The sequence below is a fragment of the Bradyrhizobium sp. SZCCHNRI2009 genome (assembly GCF_032485115.1).
Taxonomy (GTDB): Bacteria; Pseudomonadota; Alphaproteobacteria; order Rhizobiales; family Xanthobacteraceae; genus Bradyrhizobium.
Map to the genome: position 1 here is coordinate 1327191 of NZ_JAUEUH010000001.1, position 18896 is coordinate 1346086.

Annotated in this window: 13 protein-coding genes; 5 read left to right on the forward strand and 8 right to left on the reverse strand. The window is 64.2% G+C overall.

All coding sequences use genetic code 11. The annotated features are described in order from the left end of the window. Positions 1–16: 16 nt before the first annotated feature. Positions 17–1801 (reverse strand): amidohydrolase, encoded by a 1785-nt coding sequence (locus tag QX041_RS06005; protein WP_316164695.1) that lies wholly within the window; start codon positions 1799–1801, stop codon positions 17–19. 499 nt (positions 1802–2300) lie between these two features. On the opposite strand from QX041_RS06005, the gene QX041_RS06010 reads away from it, so the two are divergent. Then, positions 2301–2594, forward strand: a complete 294-nt coding sequence (locus tag QX041_RS06010; RefSeq protein ID WP_315712445.1) for a GlsB/YeaQ/YmgE family stress response membrane protein — start codon at positions 2301–2303, stop codon at positions 2592–2594. 13 nt (positions 2595–2607) lie between these two features. Here QX041_RS06010 and QX041_RS06015 read toward each other — a convergent pair whose 3' ends face one another. Then, a complete protein-coding gene (locus tag QX041_RS06015) occupies positions 2608–3594 on the reverse strand; it encodes a helix-turn-helix domain-containing protein (protein WP_315749939.1) in 987 nt (328 codons plus the stop codon). A gap of 104 nt (positions 3595–3698) precedes the next feature. Here QX041_RS06015 and QX041_RS06020 point away from each other — a divergent pair, with 104 nt between their 5' ends. Continuing rightward, entirely contained in the window at positions 3699–4424 is a 726-nt protein-coding gene (locus QX041_RS06020; protein WP_316164696.1) for an alpha/beta hydrolase, read from the forward strand. A 158-nt stretch (positions 4425–4582) separates the two neighbouring features. Then, a complete protein-coding gene (locus QX041_RS06025) occupies positions 4583–5086 on the forward strand; it encodes a hypothetical protein (protein WP_315749941.1) in 504 nt (167 codons plus the stop codon). A gap of 28 nt (positions 5087–5114) precedes the next feature. Here the strand turns inward: QX041_RS06025 and xth are convergent, their stop codons facing one another. Both xth and QX041_RS06035 read right to left on the reverse strand, forming a co-directional pair. Next, a complete protein-coding gene (gene xth / locus QX041_RS06030; RefSeq protein WP_316164697.1) occupies positions 5115–5885 on the reverse strand; it encodes an exodeoxyribonuclease III in 771 nt (256 codons plus the stop codon). 156 nt (positions 5886–6041) lie between these two features. Then, on the reverse strand, positions 6042–6869 hold the full coding sequence (locus QX041_RS06035) for a helix-turn-helix transcriptional regulator (protein WP_316164698.1): 828 nt from the start codon (positions 6867–6869) through the stop codon (positions 6042–6044). Positions 6870–6960: 91 nt separating this feature from the next. On the opposite strand from QX041_RS06035, the gene QX041_RS06040 reads away from it, so the two are divergent. Beyond that, positions 6961–7851, forward strand: a complete 891-nt coding sequence (locus tag QX041_RS06040; RefSeq protein WP_315826783.1) for an SDR family oxidoreductase — start codon at positions 6961–6963, stop codon at positions 7849–7851. Positions 7852–8187: 336 nt separating this feature from the next. Here QX041_RS06040 and QX041_RS06045 read toward each other — a convergent pair whose 3' ends face one another. From QX041_RS06045 to QX041_RS06060, 4 genes are all read right to left on the reverse strand, one after another. Beyond that, a complete protein-coding gene (locus QX041_RS06045) occupies positions 8188–12057 on the reverse strand; it encodes a hypothetical protein (RefSeq protein ID WP_316164699.1) in 3870 nt (1289 codons plus the stop codon). A 983-nt stretch (positions 12058–13040) separates the two neighbouring features. Beyond that, positions 13041–14225 (reverse strand): alanine racemase, encoded by a 1185-nt coding sequence (gene alr / locus QX041_RS06050; protein ID WP_316164700.1) that lies wholly within the window; start codon positions 14223–14225, stop codon positions 13041–13043. 45 nt (positions 14226–14270) lie between these two features. Then, a complete protein-coding gene (locus tag QX041_RS06055; RefSeq protein WP_315712432.1) occupies positions 14271–15779 on the reverse strand; it encodes a replicative DNA helicase in 1509 nt (502 codons plus the stop codon). Between the two features lie 642 nt (positions 15780–16421). After that, a complete protein-coding gene (locus QX041_RS06060; RefSeq protein WP_316164701.1) occupies positions 16422–17672 on the reverse strand; it encodes a cyclopropane-fatty-acyl-phospholipid synthase family protein in 1251 nt (416 codons plus the stop codon). A gap of 422 nt (positions 17673–18094) precedes the next feature. On the opposite strand from QX041_RS06060, the gene QX041_RS06065 reads away from it, so the two are divergent. Beyond that, positions 18095–18871, forward strand: coding sequence for a hypothetical protein (locus tag QX041_RS06065; RefSeq protein ID WP_316164702.1), 777 nt, complete (start codon positions 18095–18097; stop codon positions 18869–18871). Positions 18872–18896: the final 25 nt, after the last annotated feature.

Consider the following 18896-nt stretch of genomic DNA (forward strand, 5'->3'; position numbering starts at 1 on the left):
CGAGACGTCGCTGGATTCAGCTTCGCTGTTCGTGCCTGACCTGACCGTTCATGACGGTCATCAGCACCTTTGTGTTGTGGATGTCGTGCGGGGCGACTTCGAACAGGTTTCTTTCAAGCACGATCAGATCGGCGAGCTTGCCGACCTCGATCGAACCGACCTTCTGGTCGAGCCCGAGCTGATAGGCCGGGCCCATGGTGGCGGCGCGGATCGCCTCTTCGAGGCTGATCCGCTCGTCGAGCGGCACCAAAGCCGGCTGATCCGGCTTGTTCAACTCCCGCCGCGTGGTCGCGATCTCGATCGCATCCAGCGGCTTGTAGGTGCTGTAATAGCCGGCGGCCGGCCAATCGGTGCCGAGCGAGATGTTGGCGCCGTGACGCAGGATCGAGCCGGTGCGAAACGCCTGCTCGGCGCGCGCGCCGACGCGCGGCCGCATCACGCCCTGCCAAGAGGCATCCGCCACCGACCATTGGGCGGAGAACTGCGCGGTGACGCCGAGCTTGGCGAAGCGCGGCAGATCGTCAGGTGAAACAAATATGAGATGCGCCAGCGTGTGCCGGCGATCGCGCGGCGGATTGACCTTGATCGCGGCTTCGAACGCGTCCAGCGACAGGCGGTTGGCGCGATCACCGTAGGAATGGATGTGAATATTGAGGCCCGCCCTGTCGGCGCGTCGGATGATGTCCTTGAACTGCTCCGGCGGGACCAGCGTCTCGCCGCTCGTGCTCGGATCGTCGCTATAGGGGGCCAGCAATGCGGCGGTCCGTTGGGCTTCGCCGCCGTCGATGTTGAGCTTGAGAACGGGCGCCTGCACCAGTTCGGAATTGAAGCGTCGACGCAGGGCCTTCGCGATCGGCACGGGGTCGATCGCCGAATTGTTGTGGTAGGTCGATCCGACCACACGGAACGGCAGTTTTCCTTTGCGCTCCATGTCCTGATAGAGTTCGTAGCCTGTCTCCTCGGGCAGAACGAGCAGTCCGGCATCGAACACGCTGGTGATGCCGGCCGCCGACGCCTTCGGCAGCCACTGTGCGAGCGAGTCCGCAATATAGCCGGTCGTGAACGGCGAGACCGCGTTAAGGACCGGAAACATCGCCGGTGGCTCGACCAGATAGCCGGTCGGCTCTCCCGAGGCCGGGTCCCGCTCGAAGTAGCTGTAGCCGGGCAACGGATCCTTGGTCGCCTTGGTCACCTTGGCAATCGCCAGCGTCTTGGAATTGACCCAGGCGGAATGGCCATCGATCCCGACGAGAAAGACGGGCGTGTCCGGCCAGATCTGATCGAGATCCTCCTTGCGCGGGCCGGTCGGCGGAAAGGCGTTATAGCGCCAGCCGAAGCCGCGGACGATGCCGGCCTGGCCCAGCTTGGCGCGATAGGCCTTCAGGGCGTCGAGCATCTCCTCCCTTGTGTCGTACTGAAGATCGACACCCCGAGTCACGACAGCGCCCGCTATCGGATGGATGTGTCCTTCCACGAAGCCGGGCAGCAGCATCCTGCCGGCGAGATCGACGACGCGGGTCTTCGGGCCGATGAAGGACCGGACGCCCGCGTCATCGCCGACATAGACGATGTGCTTTTGCTTGACGGCGACCGCGCGGGCCCATTCCCGGCCGCCGTTCACGGTGTAGACCGGGCCGTTGCGAAACACGATGTCGGCCTTGCCGTCGCCGGTTCGCGCCTCGGCGTTCGTCGGAGCGGACACCGAGGCAACGCCGGCTGCGGCGAACGCCGCACCGGCCTGCAGGAGCCTGCGTCGTGACGGCTCGGCCTCGTTGACGGAGCCAAAATCAAGCTGGAGCAAACCACGGAATCTTGCCCAGTTGCATGCGATGCACATGCATTCACCCTTACACGCTCTGCGGGAAACGCATTCTTCTTGATTCCGCGGATCAAATGAACTCGGGGGAACTACGTAGCCCTTCGCGTGCGAAGCGTTCGCATGAGCCTCGCGTGTTCGAGACGATTAGATTCGAATGACTGTCATTTCGGGAGGAGGTACGCGACGTCCGAAGTGGAATGGCCAAGCAAGCAGGGCCGCATCACCTTGTCATGGACGCCGGCCTGCGCCAGTTTGCGAGTGGGTTGCGAACTCATCCGATGTGCAGAATTCAGCTCATGGCAACGAAATCGATGTAACCTGCAAGCGTGCGATTCGTGTGGCTCTGCGAGCAAGACCCCTGATCTGGCCGCTTCCGTGTAGCAACTGGCGGTCTCGCTTCGCTCGGCAATGTGTTCTCATGATCTTGCTGCTGGCCGTGATGCTCCAGCTGAGGGGTGACGGCAGACCGACGGAGTGAAGAATGTTCACACTGGCACATGCAGGGACTTGGCTCGTCGTCGGCTTGATTGGTGGCGGCCTTGCCGGAATCCTGGTGAAGCGCCGCCGAGCCGGTTTCGGGCTCCTCACCAACATCGGATTGGGATGCGTCGGCGCCCTCATCGGTGGTGTCTTGTTCAACCTGTTCGGGTTGTTTCCAGGCATGGGCAGCATCGTCATTTCGCTGCGCGATGTCGTCGCGGCGTTCGTCGGCTCGCTTGTCCTGCTGGCGGCAATCTGGTTGTGGGGCGCAGCCCGCGAACGGAGTCCGCGCTGACCGCAGGCGGTGGTCAGCCGGAGTGACGCGCGGTCTCCGCCCGCCAGTCGCGCGGGCGCATGCCGAAGCGCTGCTTGAAGCGGCGCGTGAAGTGCGACAGATCCGAAAAGCCCCAGTCGAAGGCGATGCGGCCGATGTCGCGGCCGCATCGGGCGGGATCGCGCAGATCGCGCGCTGCGCCATCGAGCCGGCGCTCCATCACCAGGTCGGAGAAGCTGGTCCCGGCGCGGGCCAGCAGCTTGTGCACATAGCGCTCGCTGATCCCGACGACAGATGCGATGGTCGCCACCGTCAGGCCGGGCTCGCGCACCCGCTCGTGAATGGCGCGGCGCAGCGCCAAGGTCGTCGCATCGGCAAATGAGGTGGTCGCATGCGTCTCGCGGCGGCCGCGGCGCGCCAGGCTCAGCGCCACCAGATCGAGCAGCACGCCGAACAGCGCCGACGCATCGTCGGGCGCGAGCCGCAGCGCATTTGCGTTGAGGGAGCGGGCCGTCTCCACGATCAGTGCGCCGACGCATGGATCGTCGGACAGCCGCGTCGGCGCGATGTCCGGCTCCGCCGGCAGGCGGCTGCACAGCGCATCGGCGGGGACGCGGAACGAGATCACGCCGAGCGACGGCCCGCGATCGTGCTGCAGCACGAAGGTGCGATCGCTGTCGAAGATGCCGACCTGACCGGCGGACAGGCTGACATCGCATTCGTCCTGCAGGATGGTGCAGCGGCCGGCCAGCTTGAGGTTGAGATAGAAGCAGCGCTGGGTGGAAGCGGCGATGTCCGTGCGCGAGCGGCGTACGATGTGCTCGGGAAAGCTGACGCGGTTGATGGCGCCGCTCCCGAGGCTGATGCTTTGCACCTCCGCAGCGAATCCGATGCCGCGCGCCGGCTCCGGCGTCAAGTTCATGAAGGCCTGGCAGATCGCCTCGCGGTAATACGAGAACTGCTCCTCTGGCCGCACCGCCGCCGTATTCCAGCTCCGCTGCCGTTCCGGCTCGGCGCCCATCGGTTCACTCCGAGACCAATCGGGTTCAGTTGCAGCCAAGCGCCGCGGGCGCGGTCCGGCCCATAGTCCTTGCACCGCCTTCCATCGTGCAAAGGAACGTGATCATGTCAACCTACGTCCTGGTCCATGGCGCCTGGCATACCGGCGCCGAGCTCGAGCCGGTCGCCGCGCCTATTCGCTCCGCCGGCCACACCGTCCATCTGCCGACCATCCGCGGCAACCGCCCCGGCGACGCAAAGACCACCGGACTCGACGAGGCGATCGCCTCGATCTGCGACTACTTCAGCGAGCACGACATCACCGACGCCGTGCTGATGGGGCACTCCTATGGCGGCATGGTCATCACCGGCGTCGCCGACCGCATCGCTCAGCGCATCCGCCGCCTGGTCTACTGGAATGCGTTCGTGCCCAACGACGGCGAGTGCCTCAACGACATGGTGCCACCGCACTATGTTGCGCTGTTCGACGCGGTCGCTGCGGAGCGCGGCGACGGTTCGGTGGTGCTGCCGTTCCCGGTCTGGCGCGAGGCCTTCATCAACGACGCCGATCTCGCCACCGCGACGCGCACCTATGACATGCTCAATCCGCATCCCAACAAGACCTTCACCGACAAGATCAAGCTGCGCGCCAATCCCTCCGAGATGGCAATCGCGAAATCCTACATCAACTGCACCGAGGACACGGCGCTGCCGCACAGCCTGCCATGGCATCCGCGGCTGTCCGGCAAGCTCGGCCTGTTCCGGCTGGTCCAGGTGCCCGGCAGCCATGAGCTGTGCTTCTCCGATCCCGGCCGGCTCGCGCAGGCGATCATGGATGCGGGACGCGATTGACGGCGCGTGTCGTCACGCTCCCGGTGTGGCGCCGGGCGGTCATCATTCCAGGTTGTGATCGGCGTCACATTCGCCGGGAGCGCGATCGGCCAGACTGATCTCCGATGAATGCAGCCCGGCGGGGCATCCATCCTCGCCGCACCATCGGAGAACGCGTCATGGCCCAGCTCCATCTGACGTCCCCTCGCGGACTTGCATCCAAGGTGTCCGCCGCGAATGCGCCCGCGCGCCCGGCCGCGACCAAGGCCGGCTGGCTCGCGATGGCCGCCGGCGCGATCACGACCGTGTTCGCCGCGATCGGCGCGGTGAACAGCGTCCTTCCCGCGGCGTCGAACGTCGGCGCGGCCGTGCTCGAGGCGCTGAACGTGCCGGCCTGCCTGTCCTATTCCGATCGCTATGACGGCACGCAGAGCAGCTTCCGCAAGGAAGGCCAGCTCTGGCGCGAATATCCGCGCGGCTCGGAGACGTATAGTTACGAGTTCAAGGAGATCCGCCGCACGCGCCAGGAGATCATGCTGTGGAACGTGACGCCGCGCCCGAACGTGCCGGATGCCGCGAGCCTCGTCGTGCATCTGCCGGTGTGCGGCGGCATGGCGGTGTTGACCGAGGGCCTGCCCGAGCGCGCGACCAATCTGCAGCAGACCTGGCCCGACCGCGGCTGAGGCTCCGACGCGGACAGGCGAGTTCGGATTATTTCAGCACGATCCAGGCCGGCGCGTGGTCGCTGGCGCCGTCCTCGCCGCGGATGGCGCGGTCGACGCCGGCCTTGGCAAGGCGCGGCGCGAGTTGCGGGCTCAGCAACAGATGATCGAGCCGCAGGCCGGCATCGCGCGGCCAGCGGTTGCGCTTGTAGTCCCAGAACGTGAACATCGGCGCGTCCGGATGCAGCATCCGGATCGCGTCGCACCAGCCTTGATCGACCAGCGCCTTGAAGGCGGCGCGGCTCTTCGGCTGGATCAGCGCGTCCTTGTCCCAGGATCGCGTCGGATAGATGTCGAGCGTAGCAGGCGCCACATTGTAGTCGCCGGCGAGCACGGCCGGCAGGTCGTCCTTGATGAAATCAGCCGCGTGTTTCTGCAGGCGTTTGAACCAGGCGAGCTTATAGTCGAATTTCGGCCCCGGCTGCGGATTGCCGTTCGGCAAATAGAGGCAGCCGACGACGAGGCCGCGCACCGCGGCCTCGATGTAGCGCGCCTCCTCGTCTCTGGGATTGCCGGGCAGGGCGGTGCGGATCAGCACCGGCTCGGCTTTGCGCGCAAGGATCGCGACGCCGTTCCAGGTCTTCTGTCCCTGCCACACCGCGCCATAGCCGGCCTTGGCGATCGCATCGACGGGGAAATCGGCCTGGGTGCATTTCAGCTCCTGCAGGCAGACGATGTCGGGCCTGGCCGCGCGCAGCCAGCGCAGCAGATTGGGGAGCCGCCGCCGGACATTGTTGATGTTGAAGGTCGCGATCTTCATGATGCCCGTCGCCGTGGGGATGTCCGGATGACCAAGCTCGCAATCGGCTTTTTGTTCACGCTGCAGCGTCGATGCAGCCAAGGCTGCCTACGAATGCCCGGCCTGTCAGGCAACCCGCGTGCTTCTCGGCGGCGCGAGTCGAGAGGGCACTCGCACCTACTTCGGTCGCGACGTCACCAGCGCACGGATCTTGTCGGCATCCTCCGGCGTCGCGGGATTGTAGATCACCATGGTGAGGTCGGGCCGGCCATCGACGGCGAAGCCCGAAAATTCCATCGAGAGCGATCCGGCGACGGGATGCTGCAGGGTCTTCACGCCGTCACCGTGCCGCCCTTGCACATCGTTGTCGCGCCACATCGCCGCGAATTCCGGGCTCGTCGCGCAGAGCTCGTCGACCAGCGATTGGACATTGCGGGCCGCGCCGGCGCGGGCCACGTCGGCGCGGAAGGACGCGACCACATAGCGCGCCACGGCCTGCCAGTTGGGCTGTGCGGCGCGGACACGGCTGTCGTGGAACATCATGCGCAGAACATTGCGCTGTCCCTCCGGCAGGGTGCTGTAGTCGGTGAGGACGGCCGCAGCCGCCCTGTTCCAGGCGAGGATGTCCCATGTCGCCGTGCGAACGAAGGCGGGACTGTATTCCAGCGTGTCGAGCACGCGTTGGAGACGGGGTGAGATGCCGTCGATCGCGTGATAGCGGGCTTCGGGTGGCCGGCCGAGACCGAGCAGGAACAGATGCTCGCGCTCGGCGTCGGTCAGCATCATGGCGCGAGCGATGCGGTCCAGCACGTCGGCGGAGGGCGCGCCGCCGCGCCCTTGCTCGAGCCAGGTGTACCAGGTGGCGCTCACATTGGCGCGTTGCGCCACCTCTTCGCGCCGAAGCCCCGGCGTTCGCCGCCGCTGCAGCGGCAGGCCGAAGGCGGTCGGATCGAGCTTGGCGCGGCGATCCCTGAGATAGGTCCCGAGAGGGTTGGCGTCCGTCATCCTGTTAGCGATTATACCCGTATAAAGTCACGACTTTACCCGCATGAGCAGCCTAGCAATATCCCGGCGGTCTGAACAGGGAGTGTGTCTCATGCGCGTATTCGTCACCGGCGCCGCCGGATTCATCGGCTCTGAAACCACCAGGGAGCTGATCGCCGCCGGGCATCAGGTCATCGGCCTCGCGCGCTCCGCCGAGAACGTCCGCACGCTCGAGCAACTGGGCGCGCAGGTTCATCGCGGCTCGCTGCAGGACCTCGACAGCCTGAAGCGCGGCGCGAGGGATGCCGACGGCGTGATCCATCTCGCCTTCATCCACGACTTCGCGAAATTCGCGGAGAACGGCGCCATCGACAAGGCCGCCATCGACGCCATGGGCGAGGTGCTGGTGGGCACGAACAAGCCGTTCATCGTCACCTCCGGAACGGGGCTCGTTGCGGCCAATGTGGTGGTCACCGAAGACATGCGGCGCGAGTCGTCAGCGCATGTCCCGCGCGTGTCCGAGCAGACGGGTCTCGCCTATGCGTCGCGCGGCGTGCGCGCAATGGTGATCCGCCTGCCGCAGGTTCACGGCGCCCCCGGAAGGGCCGGGCTGATCTCCTATCTGGTGGAGCTCGCGCGACAGAAGGGCCGCGCCGCCTATGTCGGCGAAGGCACCGAGCGCTGGGCCGCGGCGCATCGATCGGATGTCGCCCGCCTCTACCGGCTCGCCCTGGAGAAGGGCATTGCAGACGCGATCTACCACGCCGTCGGCGAGGAGGGCGTCCCCATGCGCGAGGTCATCGAGGTGATCGGCCGCGCGCTGAACGTGCCGGTCGTGTCGATCAGCAAGGAGGAGGCGGGCGACTACTACGGTCCACTGGCGATGTTCGCAGGGCTGGATATGCCGGCCTCCAGCGTCCTGACACAGCAGCGCCTGGGCTGGAGACCGGACGGGATCGGTTTGATCGCCGACATTGGCCAGCCGGACTACTTCAAGGCGTGAGCGCCGGCCACGACTGTCGGTGCGCGTTCGCGCTCCGCCACGATCTGTGCGGCTGCCGGTTGTTGGCCGTTAAGAGGTTCTTTGCCAATCTGAGATCGAAAAGCCCGGCCCCCGACGTTGAGTCGTGTAGTCGTCGCGTCACGGACGTCCCAGAGTGGACAACGATGCTCTTGCCCGACAAGCCAGGAAGAGACAGCGATCCAGGCGCGTTCATCGCCAGGCGACGTCGAGCCTGGCGGCCTCGGCCAATAACCTGGCTACGATCTTGTGCTGGAGCGGGCGGAGTTCGCTCCAGCACGGATGACGCCCGGCTGAAAGCCGCAAGGGAGCTTTGGCTCAGTTGGCAAGCCACTTACTTGAGAATTCGAGCGCGAGCTTATACCTGCTGACTGCACCTTCGTCTTCACAGGGCACAGCAATGGGGTCTCGCGCCACTTCAAATTCGCGGTCCGCCACATATCCGACGGTGAAACACTTCTGCTCATGCTCACCGAGTCCCCTGTTCTTCATCTTGAATGTGAGCGCGACAAATCCGGCCTCAAGAATCCGGTTCTTCCATTTCACGGTTCCGTAGTCGCGCAACTCACTTGCGACGTCCTCCAACTCCCACTTGCCCGCGATCCTTTCCCGATACCACGTTGCCAGTGCGGGCCACCATTGCCTCACATAGGTCTTGTCATCGCGTTCGCTGCTCTGTGCAGCGAATTCCTTGACATGATCCGTGATGAGCTCTTGCAGTCCTCGTGCTAACGCTCCGCTCTCCTTCTGAAGCCTTTCCTGGCGGTCGCGCTTTTCGGCGTCAGACTGTCTGCTGTGGAGTTCTTCACGGTACTGGTCGTCCTTTTTCTTCTGCTCCAACTGTCGCTTTTCGCGCAATGATCTGGCTTCGGCTTCTGCGACGTTTTTCGCCTCGGCCTCGACGTCGGCGGGCGTCAACCAGATCGGCAGAACATGATAGTTGAGCTTGTCCCGCTGCAAGCCCGCAATCAACTCTCGCAGATCCTTGGATGCGCCGTAGATCGCTCCACACTGACCGCGCTTCGCCGATACAAAGGCGCTCTCGATCGACGTGGAGATCACCTTTGGGGAGGACCCTAGCTCAACCTGCAGTCGATCGGATGCGCGTTCGATGAGACTCTCATGAGCTTTCTCCCGATCAGCGACCGTTTGACATACGACCGATGTTCCGTTCGCAATGGAGACAAGACCGAAGCCGTCGATCGCCTTTCTTTGCAGATCGTTCTCCAATTGCAGGCTCTTGATGCTGTCTGCGTTCCTCGCGTTCTGCAACTCGCGCTCGCTGACACTGCCAAGCAGCGCGAAAGCACCCCTGTCCACTGCCTTTAGAACGGCGCTGGCGACCTTGGCCGGGAGAGTCGCAAAGAGGCCCCGGTTGACCGCGACCAGATCGTAGCGCCCCAGGCTATCCGCCTCACATGGGGAAGCTGAGACGCCGACGGTACGGGCACCTTTTTCGACAACCTTACCCTTCAGCTCCGACATGCCGAAGGCGTCCAGGTTGTTCTCGTGAAGGAAGCACAATGTTGCGCTACCTCGATCGAACACAAGGTCGCCTCGCATGTTTCGCACGACGCCCGCTTGGCCGCTTTCGTTCACGAGGATCAACGTTTCATCGAGAGGTCCCTCGACGAGAAGCCGGTTTCGGCCGGTTGCCGCTGGGATGGAGCTCCGGCTCTGAATTGGATGTTTGGTGCGATAGTCGCGGTATTCCTGTTCGAGGTGCAGCCGCCCCAACTCTTGCTCGGAATCTGAAATAGTCTGCTTGAGGGCGTCCGTCTCCGGCCTGACGAGTGCTTCCGAAAGGCGGCCCTTCAGCTTGATGAGATCCTGCGCGTTATCCGACGTGATATTTCGTTTTGCGTAGCTCTCAACAAAGTCCGCCATGGTTCGCGTCGTATCCGAAAGTTGATCCAGTTCCGCCCTCGCAGCTTCCTCGCGTGCCTCGTCCCTAGACGCTCGAAAAGGCTTGAACTCCGGAATTTCGTCGAGGCGGCGTTGCATGGTGGAAAACGCGTCCGAAGTTTTGACTGGATCCCTGGTGCTGAGCGCTCCTTTCAATGCCGCGACGAGCGGACCGACTTCAAGAGGCACGAGACTGGCATTCTTTTTCGCGAACTCGGATAGATCGCTCAGCAGACTTTCAGCGTTGACCTGCAGAGCTTTTGCGGTCTCCTCCCTTTGCTTCTGTCGGATCTCGTCTGCCTTTTGGTCGAGCACGTCGATGCCGGCCTTGATTTGGCGTGCGCAGCTTTCGGCGCCGTCTTTGGTGGCGCGGATCGCCTCCAACCGCACCAGAGCCTTGGCGATGTCGGCGCCTCGCTGCTGAGCCCGTACAGATGCGTCGTCACGCTCCGAAGTCTTTTGATTCAGCTCCTGCTCAGCGGCCGCCAACGTGGACCGCAGCTTCGCCAGTTCCCGAGTGATTTCCTTTTGCCGCGCTTTGGACGGCCCCGTCTTGAGCTCGCCCTCGCGCTCGGAAATCTTTCCGGATAGGGCATTCAGCCGGGCTTGGCTTTCGCTGACGGAATCACTGAGCCTTTGGACGTCATTCACAATCTTTCTGCGTTCGTCAGGCGGCCCTGTGAGAACCGACTGTTGTCTATCGGCTGCCTCGACGTCTCGGGTCAGCCGGTCGATTTTGAGCAGTTGGGCGTCCAGTTTGGCACGATAGGTTTGGGTGCTCGAAGAGATGGCCGAGATAGCCATTTCCAGCGTCGTTGCAGACGAGGCGGCTGCGCTCGCGGCGATGTAAACTGGTCGTTCGTTCGGGGCGCCAAAACAGGACTCGGCGTCCTCTTTTGATGATGTCGGGTCCGCCATCAATTTTACCACGCCGTCTTTGGCGACCTGATTTGTCGGATCTATCAGCAGGGCGTACTGATAGTCTCTGAGTGCGTCTTCGGTGTTCGCACCGGAGGCCTCGAGTGCCTTTGCTCGGCTGAGGCGAGACCAAATAAAGTTTGTCTTCAGCGCGATCGCCTTGTTCAAGGCCGAGAGCGCGCCAACAGAGTCATTGAGGCCTAGATATGCCGCGCCAAGATTGGCATAGGCGTAAGAGTATTTCGGATTGAGATCGATGGCAGTCTTGCAGTCGGACAGCGCGGGTTGAAAAGCCTGCTTTTGGTTGTAAGCGGAACAGCGGCCATCGAAGGCGTCCGCAAGGCGGACCCGGTCGGGACCTTTTGCGTCGATCACCCTGGTGCAGCCTGCGAGGCGCGTCTCGGTGTCGGAAGACTGGCAATCCTTCCATGGATCGGGCGTAGGCGACGGGTCAGTATTGGCCTGTGGAGTTTTGGTCGATGGCGCGGACAGAGTGGACGCATCGATTGCAAAGAAGCGGAGCCGTCCACGCCCATTGGCATCATGGCTTTCTGCCCAGACAAAGCCGGGTCCGCCGGCGACCCTATATATTGGAAGATCTTGACGTATGGATTCCTGGTAGTTGCCGGCGAAATCTACGAGCATGCCACCGGGACTGCGTCCCGAAGCAACCGTCGCAATGGCGGTAGCATCCAGCGGCTCAAGAATGACATTGCCCCAATAGGCGATGACGCCGCTCACTCCAACGGTATGCTGAGGCCTGGGAAGGATCCGCGGTTGCTCGCCGTAGGTCCGCGACAACCGCTCGATGTCGCTGCTGACCTCTCCGGGGTCAAAGAAGGCAGGATCCAGAGAGCGATTAAGGTAGTAAACTCGTCCGTTTTCGGTGTGCAACATACTGTACGACGAGAGATATTCTCCTCGCGAGGCGCGCTCGGTTCGCTGCTTTTGGCACCACGTGAAACCAGAAAACTGGTCGCTCGGCCGACACTGGTATTCCTTATAGAAGGCAGTGTCATACGAAATGGTGCTCCCCAACGGAATCTTGTCAACCCTGTACTTTGATGGAAGTCCCGCGGACGGTGTTGATTGCGTCGGGTCCGGATTGACCCGACCTGGCTCTGGTGCCGGCTGCCAGCGGGTGTTTGCTTGTCGCAGATCACTTTGAGAGCGGCAGGTCGTCAATACGTCGTAGAGTCTCGTGTCGGATGGAGATACGCCGTTGTTTGCTAGCACCTGGACGCTAATGCCACGCTGACGGAGGGTCTCATCTACGCATGTCAGGGTGGTTGGTGGAAGTTTCCTCCACTCTGCCTGAGTCGCTTGGGCGATCGCCGACTGCATAATCGCGCCAAACATATTCATGAAGTCTCGGGAGCCTTGGGCGAAGGACGAACTTCCAACGAGTCCGCATCCAAAGGTCAGCAAGGAGCCAATCGTCCAAGCGCGTAAAAGCCGGCGCATTGTTTACACCTAAATAAAAGCGATCTTCAGACAAAACAGAAAACTGCCGCCTGCCTTAGTATGCGTCAATATCAAGACTCGGGTAGTCTAGGTAAGACGTTAGCATGGGTGCGCTGCAAGAAAATGTGGGCATTGTTGTTCGACGCCGGAGATGCCTGCTCAATGCGTCAGCGGAACTTCCGACCGCTAATCTCCGTGCTCCGGTACGCCAGATTTCCCTGCAATTTCAACGCGACTCGCCCTGTCCAGTCCTTTCGCAGAAAATATTCTTCTTTCGTTTTTGCAGAAATCATGTTTCTCTCTCGCCGTCCCGCCTCGGCACGAGGGGCGTATCGCGATCGTCATGACACGCGGGGTGGGATGTGGTGGGCGCTTGGGGTCGCAGCATGGCTTGAGGCCGTGCGGACGAACGGCACGAGGCGCACGTCGAAGACGTATGGTCCTGGCATCTCGACGCTGATGCTACGCTGGCGGTGATGATCCGCCGGTCACGGGGGCAAGACAGCCGATCCCCGGGGAGAGTACGCATAAGACGTAAAGCCATCGCGCGGGGAATGCCGGTTGACCGGCTGAACCTGTGGTGACTGCCGCCTGCTTTTTTTCTGCAGGCGGGCCATGGGTGAGGCCTTCACCCGGCATTCCCTGCGCCCTCGTCTTTCGAAGAGGGTGAAAAAGAGATGCAAGCCTCGGGCGTTACATGCCGCGAGAACGATGGCTCATGTCAGTTCACCGTCATTGCGAGCGCAGCGACTTGTCCGCCGTAGCTCGAAGAGCGAAGGCGGAAGCAATGCAGGGTGGTGTGCGGGACTCTGGATTGCTGCGCTCGCAATGACGATGTGGAAGCAGCTGTATGCACGTCAGACAGAGAGCGTTGCTGCGCGCGATCAGCTTTCCGCTGCCGCCGCGCCGCCCTTGTAGATGCGATGATAGCGCCGGCCGAGATTGGTCAGGACCTCATAGCCGATGGTGCCGAAATGATGCGCGAGCTCGTCGACCGTGATGCCCTCGCCGAGCAGCGTGGCGAAGTGGCCGCGGCGGGCGGCCTTCGGCGGCAGGTCGGTGACATCCACCGCGATCAGGTCCATCGAGATGCGCCCTGCGATTGGGCAGCGTTGGCCGGCAATGATGACGTCGGCGCCGCGGGTGCCGTCGTTGGAGCTCGCCGCGCGGAAATAGCCGTCGGCATAGCCGGCGGAGAGGATCGCGATCTTTGTCGGGCGGCGCGCCGTCCAGGTGCCGCCATAGCCGACCGTGTCGCCGCGCGCGAGGTCACGCAGTTGCACGATGCGCGCCTTGATCTCGGCGACCGGCTGCATGGGATTGTCGGCCTCCGGCGTCGGATTGACGCCGTAAAGCGCGGCACCGGGCCGGACCATGTCGAACTGGAAAGCGGCGCCGAGGAAGATGCCGGAGGAGGCGGCAAGCGCGGCGGGCACGCCGGCGAACACGCTGACGACCTCGCGGAACGTCGCGAGCTGGCGTGCATTCGACGGGCTGTTGATCTGCTCGGCGGAGGCCAGATGGCTCATCACCAGCGTGATGCCATGGTCGCCGGTCTGGATGCGCGGGATCATGCCCTGCGCGTCGATCGGGCTGAGGCCGAGCCGGTTCATGCCGGTGTCGACATGGATGGCCGCGCCGCCCTTCCAGCCGGTGCGACGGCAGAACATGTCCCATTCGGCGAGCTCGTTGAGGTCGCCGATGACAGGACGGCAGTTGATCGTCGCGTAGTCGTCGCCGGTGTTCTGGAAGAAGCCGTCGAGCACGTAGAGCGCGGCGCTGTCCGGCAAAGCGGCGCGGGCGACTTTTGCCTCCGCGAGCGTCGCGACGAAGAAGGTCTTGCAGCCGGCCGCGGCGAGCGTGCGCGCCACCTGGGGAATGCCGCAGCCATAGGCGTCGGCCTTGATCACCCCGGCGCATTCGGCCGGCACTGCGGTCTTTTCCAGCTTGCGCCAATTGGCGGCGAGCGCGTCGAGATCGATGGTCAGCACGCCGGTGGCGCTGGCCGGGACAGCCTCGTCGACCGCCGAGACAGGTTGCTCGGCGGGTTTCTGTTCGGGAACACTCATGTGGCGCTTTTACGCGCCGCGGCGTCACGGTTCAACCGCGTCAGGTCAATAGTCGTGGTGCTGCGGCGGCAGGCCGTCATGGGCGAGGTCGCCGAAGCGGGTGACCGAGGCGTCGAAGTGCAGCTCGACCGTGCCGGTCGGACCGTGGCGCTGCTTGCCGATGATCACTTCGGCCTTGCCGAGCGCCAGATCCATTTCCATCTGCCACTTCTGGTGCTCCTCGGTGCCGGGACGCGGCTCCTTGGCGGCCAGATAGTACTCGCCGCGATACACGAACAGCACCACGTCGGCGTCCTGCTCGATCGAGCCGGATTCACGCAGGTCCGACAGTTGCGGCCGCTTGTCCTCGCGGTTTTCGACCTGGCGCGACAGCTGCGACAGCGCGATGATGGGAACGCTGAGCTCCTTGGCCAGCGCCTTCAGGCTGGTGGTGATCTCGGTGATTTCCTGGACGCGGTTGTCGTTGCCGCGCTTGCCCGAGCCCGACAGCAGCTGGATGTAGTCGATCACCAGCAGGTCGAGGCCCTTCTGGCGCTTCAGCCGGCGGGCGCGCGCCATCACCTGCGCGATCGAGATGCCGCCGGTTTCGTCGACATAGAACGGCAGCGACTGCAGCTCGATCGAGCATTCGCGCAGCTTCTCGAAATCGGCCTCCGTGATGCCGCCACGGCGGATGTGGCTGGAGGGAATGCCAGAGCGCTCGGCGATGATACGGGTGGCGAGCTGCTCGCCGCTCATTTCGCAGGAGAAGAACCCGACCACGCCGCCCTGCGCGGCGCGATAGGTGCCATCGGGCTGCAATTCGGGAACATAGGCCTGGGCGACGTTGTAGGCGATGTTGGTGGCGAGCGAGGTCTTGCCCATGCCGGGACGGCCGGCGAGGATGATCAAGTCCGAATGCTGCAGGCCGCCCATCTTGGCGTCGAGATCGCGCAGGCCGGTGGAGATACCGGACAGCTTGCCGTCGCGCTGGAAGGCCTTGGCGGCCATGTCGAGCGCGGTCGTCAGCGCCTGGGAGAATTTCTGGAACCCGCCGTCATAGCGGCCGGACTCCGCGAGCTCGTACAGCCGGCGCTCGGCGTCCTCGATCTGGTTGCGCGGCGCGAAGTCGACCGGTGCGTCATAGGCGACGTTGACCATGTCCTCGCCGATGCCGATCAGGTCGCGGCGCAACGACAGGTCGTAGATGGTGCGGCCATAGTCCTGGGCGTTGATGATCGTGGTCGCTTCGGCCGCGAGCCGTGCCAGATACTGCCCGACGGTCATGCCGCCGATGTCGACGTCGGCCGGCAGGAACGTCTTCAAGGTCACGGGCGTCGCGACCTTGCCCATCCGGATCAGGCTGGACGCGGTCTCGAACACGGTCTGGTGCAGCGGCTCGAAGAAATGCTTCGGCTCGAGGAAGTCCGACACGCGATAGAACGCGTCGTTGTTGACCAGGATCGCGCCGAGCAGACCCTGTTCCGCCTCGATGTTGTGAGGAGCGCTGCGATAGGCCGGCGTTGCTGCGTCAGCCGACGCCAGCTTGTGAACGTTCGAATCGGTGAGTGCCATGACCGCGTGTTTAGCAGCTTTGAAGGGGAGGGGATAAAGCGCCAGTCGCGCGCGAAGCGGAAGCGAAAGCTGAGCGCAATTCACCGTCTGGTAAATCTGGTGGATGAATCCGGACTCGCCAGATGCCGCGCTTGACGGAACCGACAGGACTCAACGCCGCGCGAGCGCGAGCGACACGCCGGTGCAATCAACCGGCGCGATCGTTCGACACGTCGGCGAGGCGGGAACGAGAGCCGGTACGGCAGGGCGTGCCAGGGCCGCGCGTGGATCCGCGCCCGGCGTCAGACCAGCAGCAGATACAGGAGGGCGATCAGGGATGCTCCCACGCCCGCGGCGATCAGCGCGTAGTCGGTGCTGAAGTCGGTCTGGGGTTCCAACATGGCTCTGGCGGGGCTCGGGGACATGCCAGGACACTACGGCCGGGCTTCCCCGGGGTCTGTGAGCCAGTTCACAGACCGCACGATTTGTTTGAAAATTTGAGTCGGATGGGCATAATCTCGCGTTTGGGATGTAAGCCGGTCCACCGAGCATCTCAGAATTGAAGTCGAGACCGGCGCGGCACAGCCGAGGGAATGCGGCCATCCGTCTCTGCAGGACCATTGCACTGGCGCCGCCCTCCGCTGTCGTCGCGGGCCGCGCGCGCTACTCACCCGCCATCTGCAGCGCCGGGCGGCTGCCGCGCTCGCGCGCCCGCAGCCGCGTCTCCTCACGGTGGACGTAGTCGCGCGTCATCGGCACGACGCCCTGGCGCTTCGTCAGCTGGATCTGGACATTCATCAGGTTCTGCTTGCGGAACCCCATTTCCGCGGCCGCCAGGTAGAACTCCCACATCCGCGCGAAGCGCTCGTCATAGAGCTGCACGGCCTCGTCGCGCCGGGCCATGAAGCGTTCGCGCCACGCCTTCAGGGTCTCCGCGTAGTGCAGGCGCAGGATCTCGATGTCGCAGACGAGGAGCCCGGCGCGCTCGATCGCCGGCAGAACCTCCGAGAGGGCTGGGACGTAGCCGCCGGGGAAGATGTATTTGGCGATCCAGGGATTGGTCGCATCAGGGCCCACGGAGCGTGCGATCGAATGCAGCAGCATGACACCGTCGTCCGCGAGCAGCTCGGCGCTGCGGCGAAAGAAGGAGTCGTAGAAGGCGACCCCGACATGCTCGAACATGCCGACCGAGACGATGCGATCGAACGTGCCGGGCACGTCGCGATAATCCTGCAGCAGGAAGCGGGCGGAGGCGGAGAGGTGCCGTTCGGCCGCGCGGGCCTCGGCAACCTGCAACTGCTCGGCCGACAAGGTCACGCCGGTCACGTCGGCATCACACATCTCGGCCAGGTAAAGTCCAAGCCCGCCCCAGCCGCAGCCGATGTCGAGGACGCGATGGCGGCGGCCGATCAGCAGCTTGGCCGCGAGATGACGTTTCTTGGCGAGCTGGGCATCGTCCAGCGTCGCGTCCGGCGTCTCGAAATAGGCGCAGGAATATTGCCGGTCGGCATCGAGGAACAGCGAATACAGCCGCCCATCGAGATCGTAATGATGGGCGACGTTGCGGCGCGCGCGTGCCCGGATATTGAGCTGGCGCAGGTGCCGGATCAGATAGCGCAGCCACCATTGCGGCCTGGCCCAGTCGGGCACCACGGCCGGCTGGCTCATCACGATCGACAGCAGGTCCGCGATCGTTCCTCGTTCGACCACGAACGAGCCGTCCATATAGACCTCGCCGAGCGCGAGCTCGGGGTTGGCCAGAATCCGGCGCTCGGCTTCACGAGTCAGAAATCGTGCCGCCACGGGGACGCCGGTTCCATCCCCGCAGCTGAACGACGTGCCGCTGGCGGTCGTAAAGCTGATCGAGCCACGGCGAATGAAGCTACTCAACAGACTTCGCAGCAAACGGTCCATCCACACCACCCAACGAGCTATTCCCGTGAGTTGCTGACTTTCCCGGCCGTCGCACTCGACGCGTTGAGAACCGATTGGTTCCCTATCATCACGTTGTTATGTTACCCGGCGGGCACAAGCCGACGCCACTGCCATGAACACAACGCCGATATTCCGAACCGTCATTGATCGATGGACATCTCGGCGCAGGAACATCTGTGCGCTTTCATTCGCTCCGCAATCCGTTAAAAAGGCCGCGGCCGCCGGTCTTTTGGCCGGTGTCCGGCATCTGACCGCCGGACGAGGTCTGAAGGGATCGCCGTCGAAGGCGTGGAGCGACCGCAACGTCCGCTGTCACGTTCGGCTGATAGCGAGAGGAAACACGGCAGCGGATGTCGCGCGGGGCGGCGCCGTGTGGGCGAAACCATAGCTGGAGAATGAGAATGGTGGGCCGAGCGCTCAATTTGGCGACGGTGGTGGCGGTGTTCTGCATGGGCTTTGCGGGAGCCGCCGTTGCGCAGGAAAATCTCGATGCGGGCAAGAGTCCTGCGCAGATCTACAACGGGACCTGCGTGGTCTGCCACAAGTCGCCGCGCGGCCTGGCCAAGAACACCTCGGCCGGCTCGCTGCCCGGGTTTCTGCGCCAGCATTACACGACGAGCCCCGAGATGGCCGGCGTGCTCGCCAACTACCTGATTGCGAACGGCGCTGCGGATGCGCGATCAACGGGCCATTCCGGCAAGGAGACGCGATCCGAGCGCCGCGCCCGGTCGGCCGCCACCGAGCCGCCCGAGGCGAAACCGGCCGCCGCGGATGCTGCTGCGAGCCCCGGCGAGCCGCGCCGCCGTTCGGGTCATCACTCCAAGCGCTCCGCGCCGGCCGAGGCGAGGCCCGACGCGGCAGCAGATCCAGCCGCTGCGCCGGCCGACGGCGAGGGCAGCGCGCCCGCGAAGAAGGGCCGGCTCGGCAAGCGCAAGAAGCCGGCCCAGGAGGGCTCGGCTGCGGAGGAGACGCGCGGCGAGCCGACCGGTGCGACCCGCCCGTCGGCGTCGCGCGAGGACAGCGCTGCCGGCTCCGAGCCGCCGCGGGTCGAGCCGGCAAGATCGAGCGAGGCCGCGCCGGCGCTGCGCGCCGACCCGGTCCCGCCGGTGACGCCGGCGCCGGCCACGACCCAGTCGGTGCCGTCGGATCCCTCGGTTCCGTCCTCGCCCTCGCGCTGAGACGACAATGAAAAAGCCCGGCTCG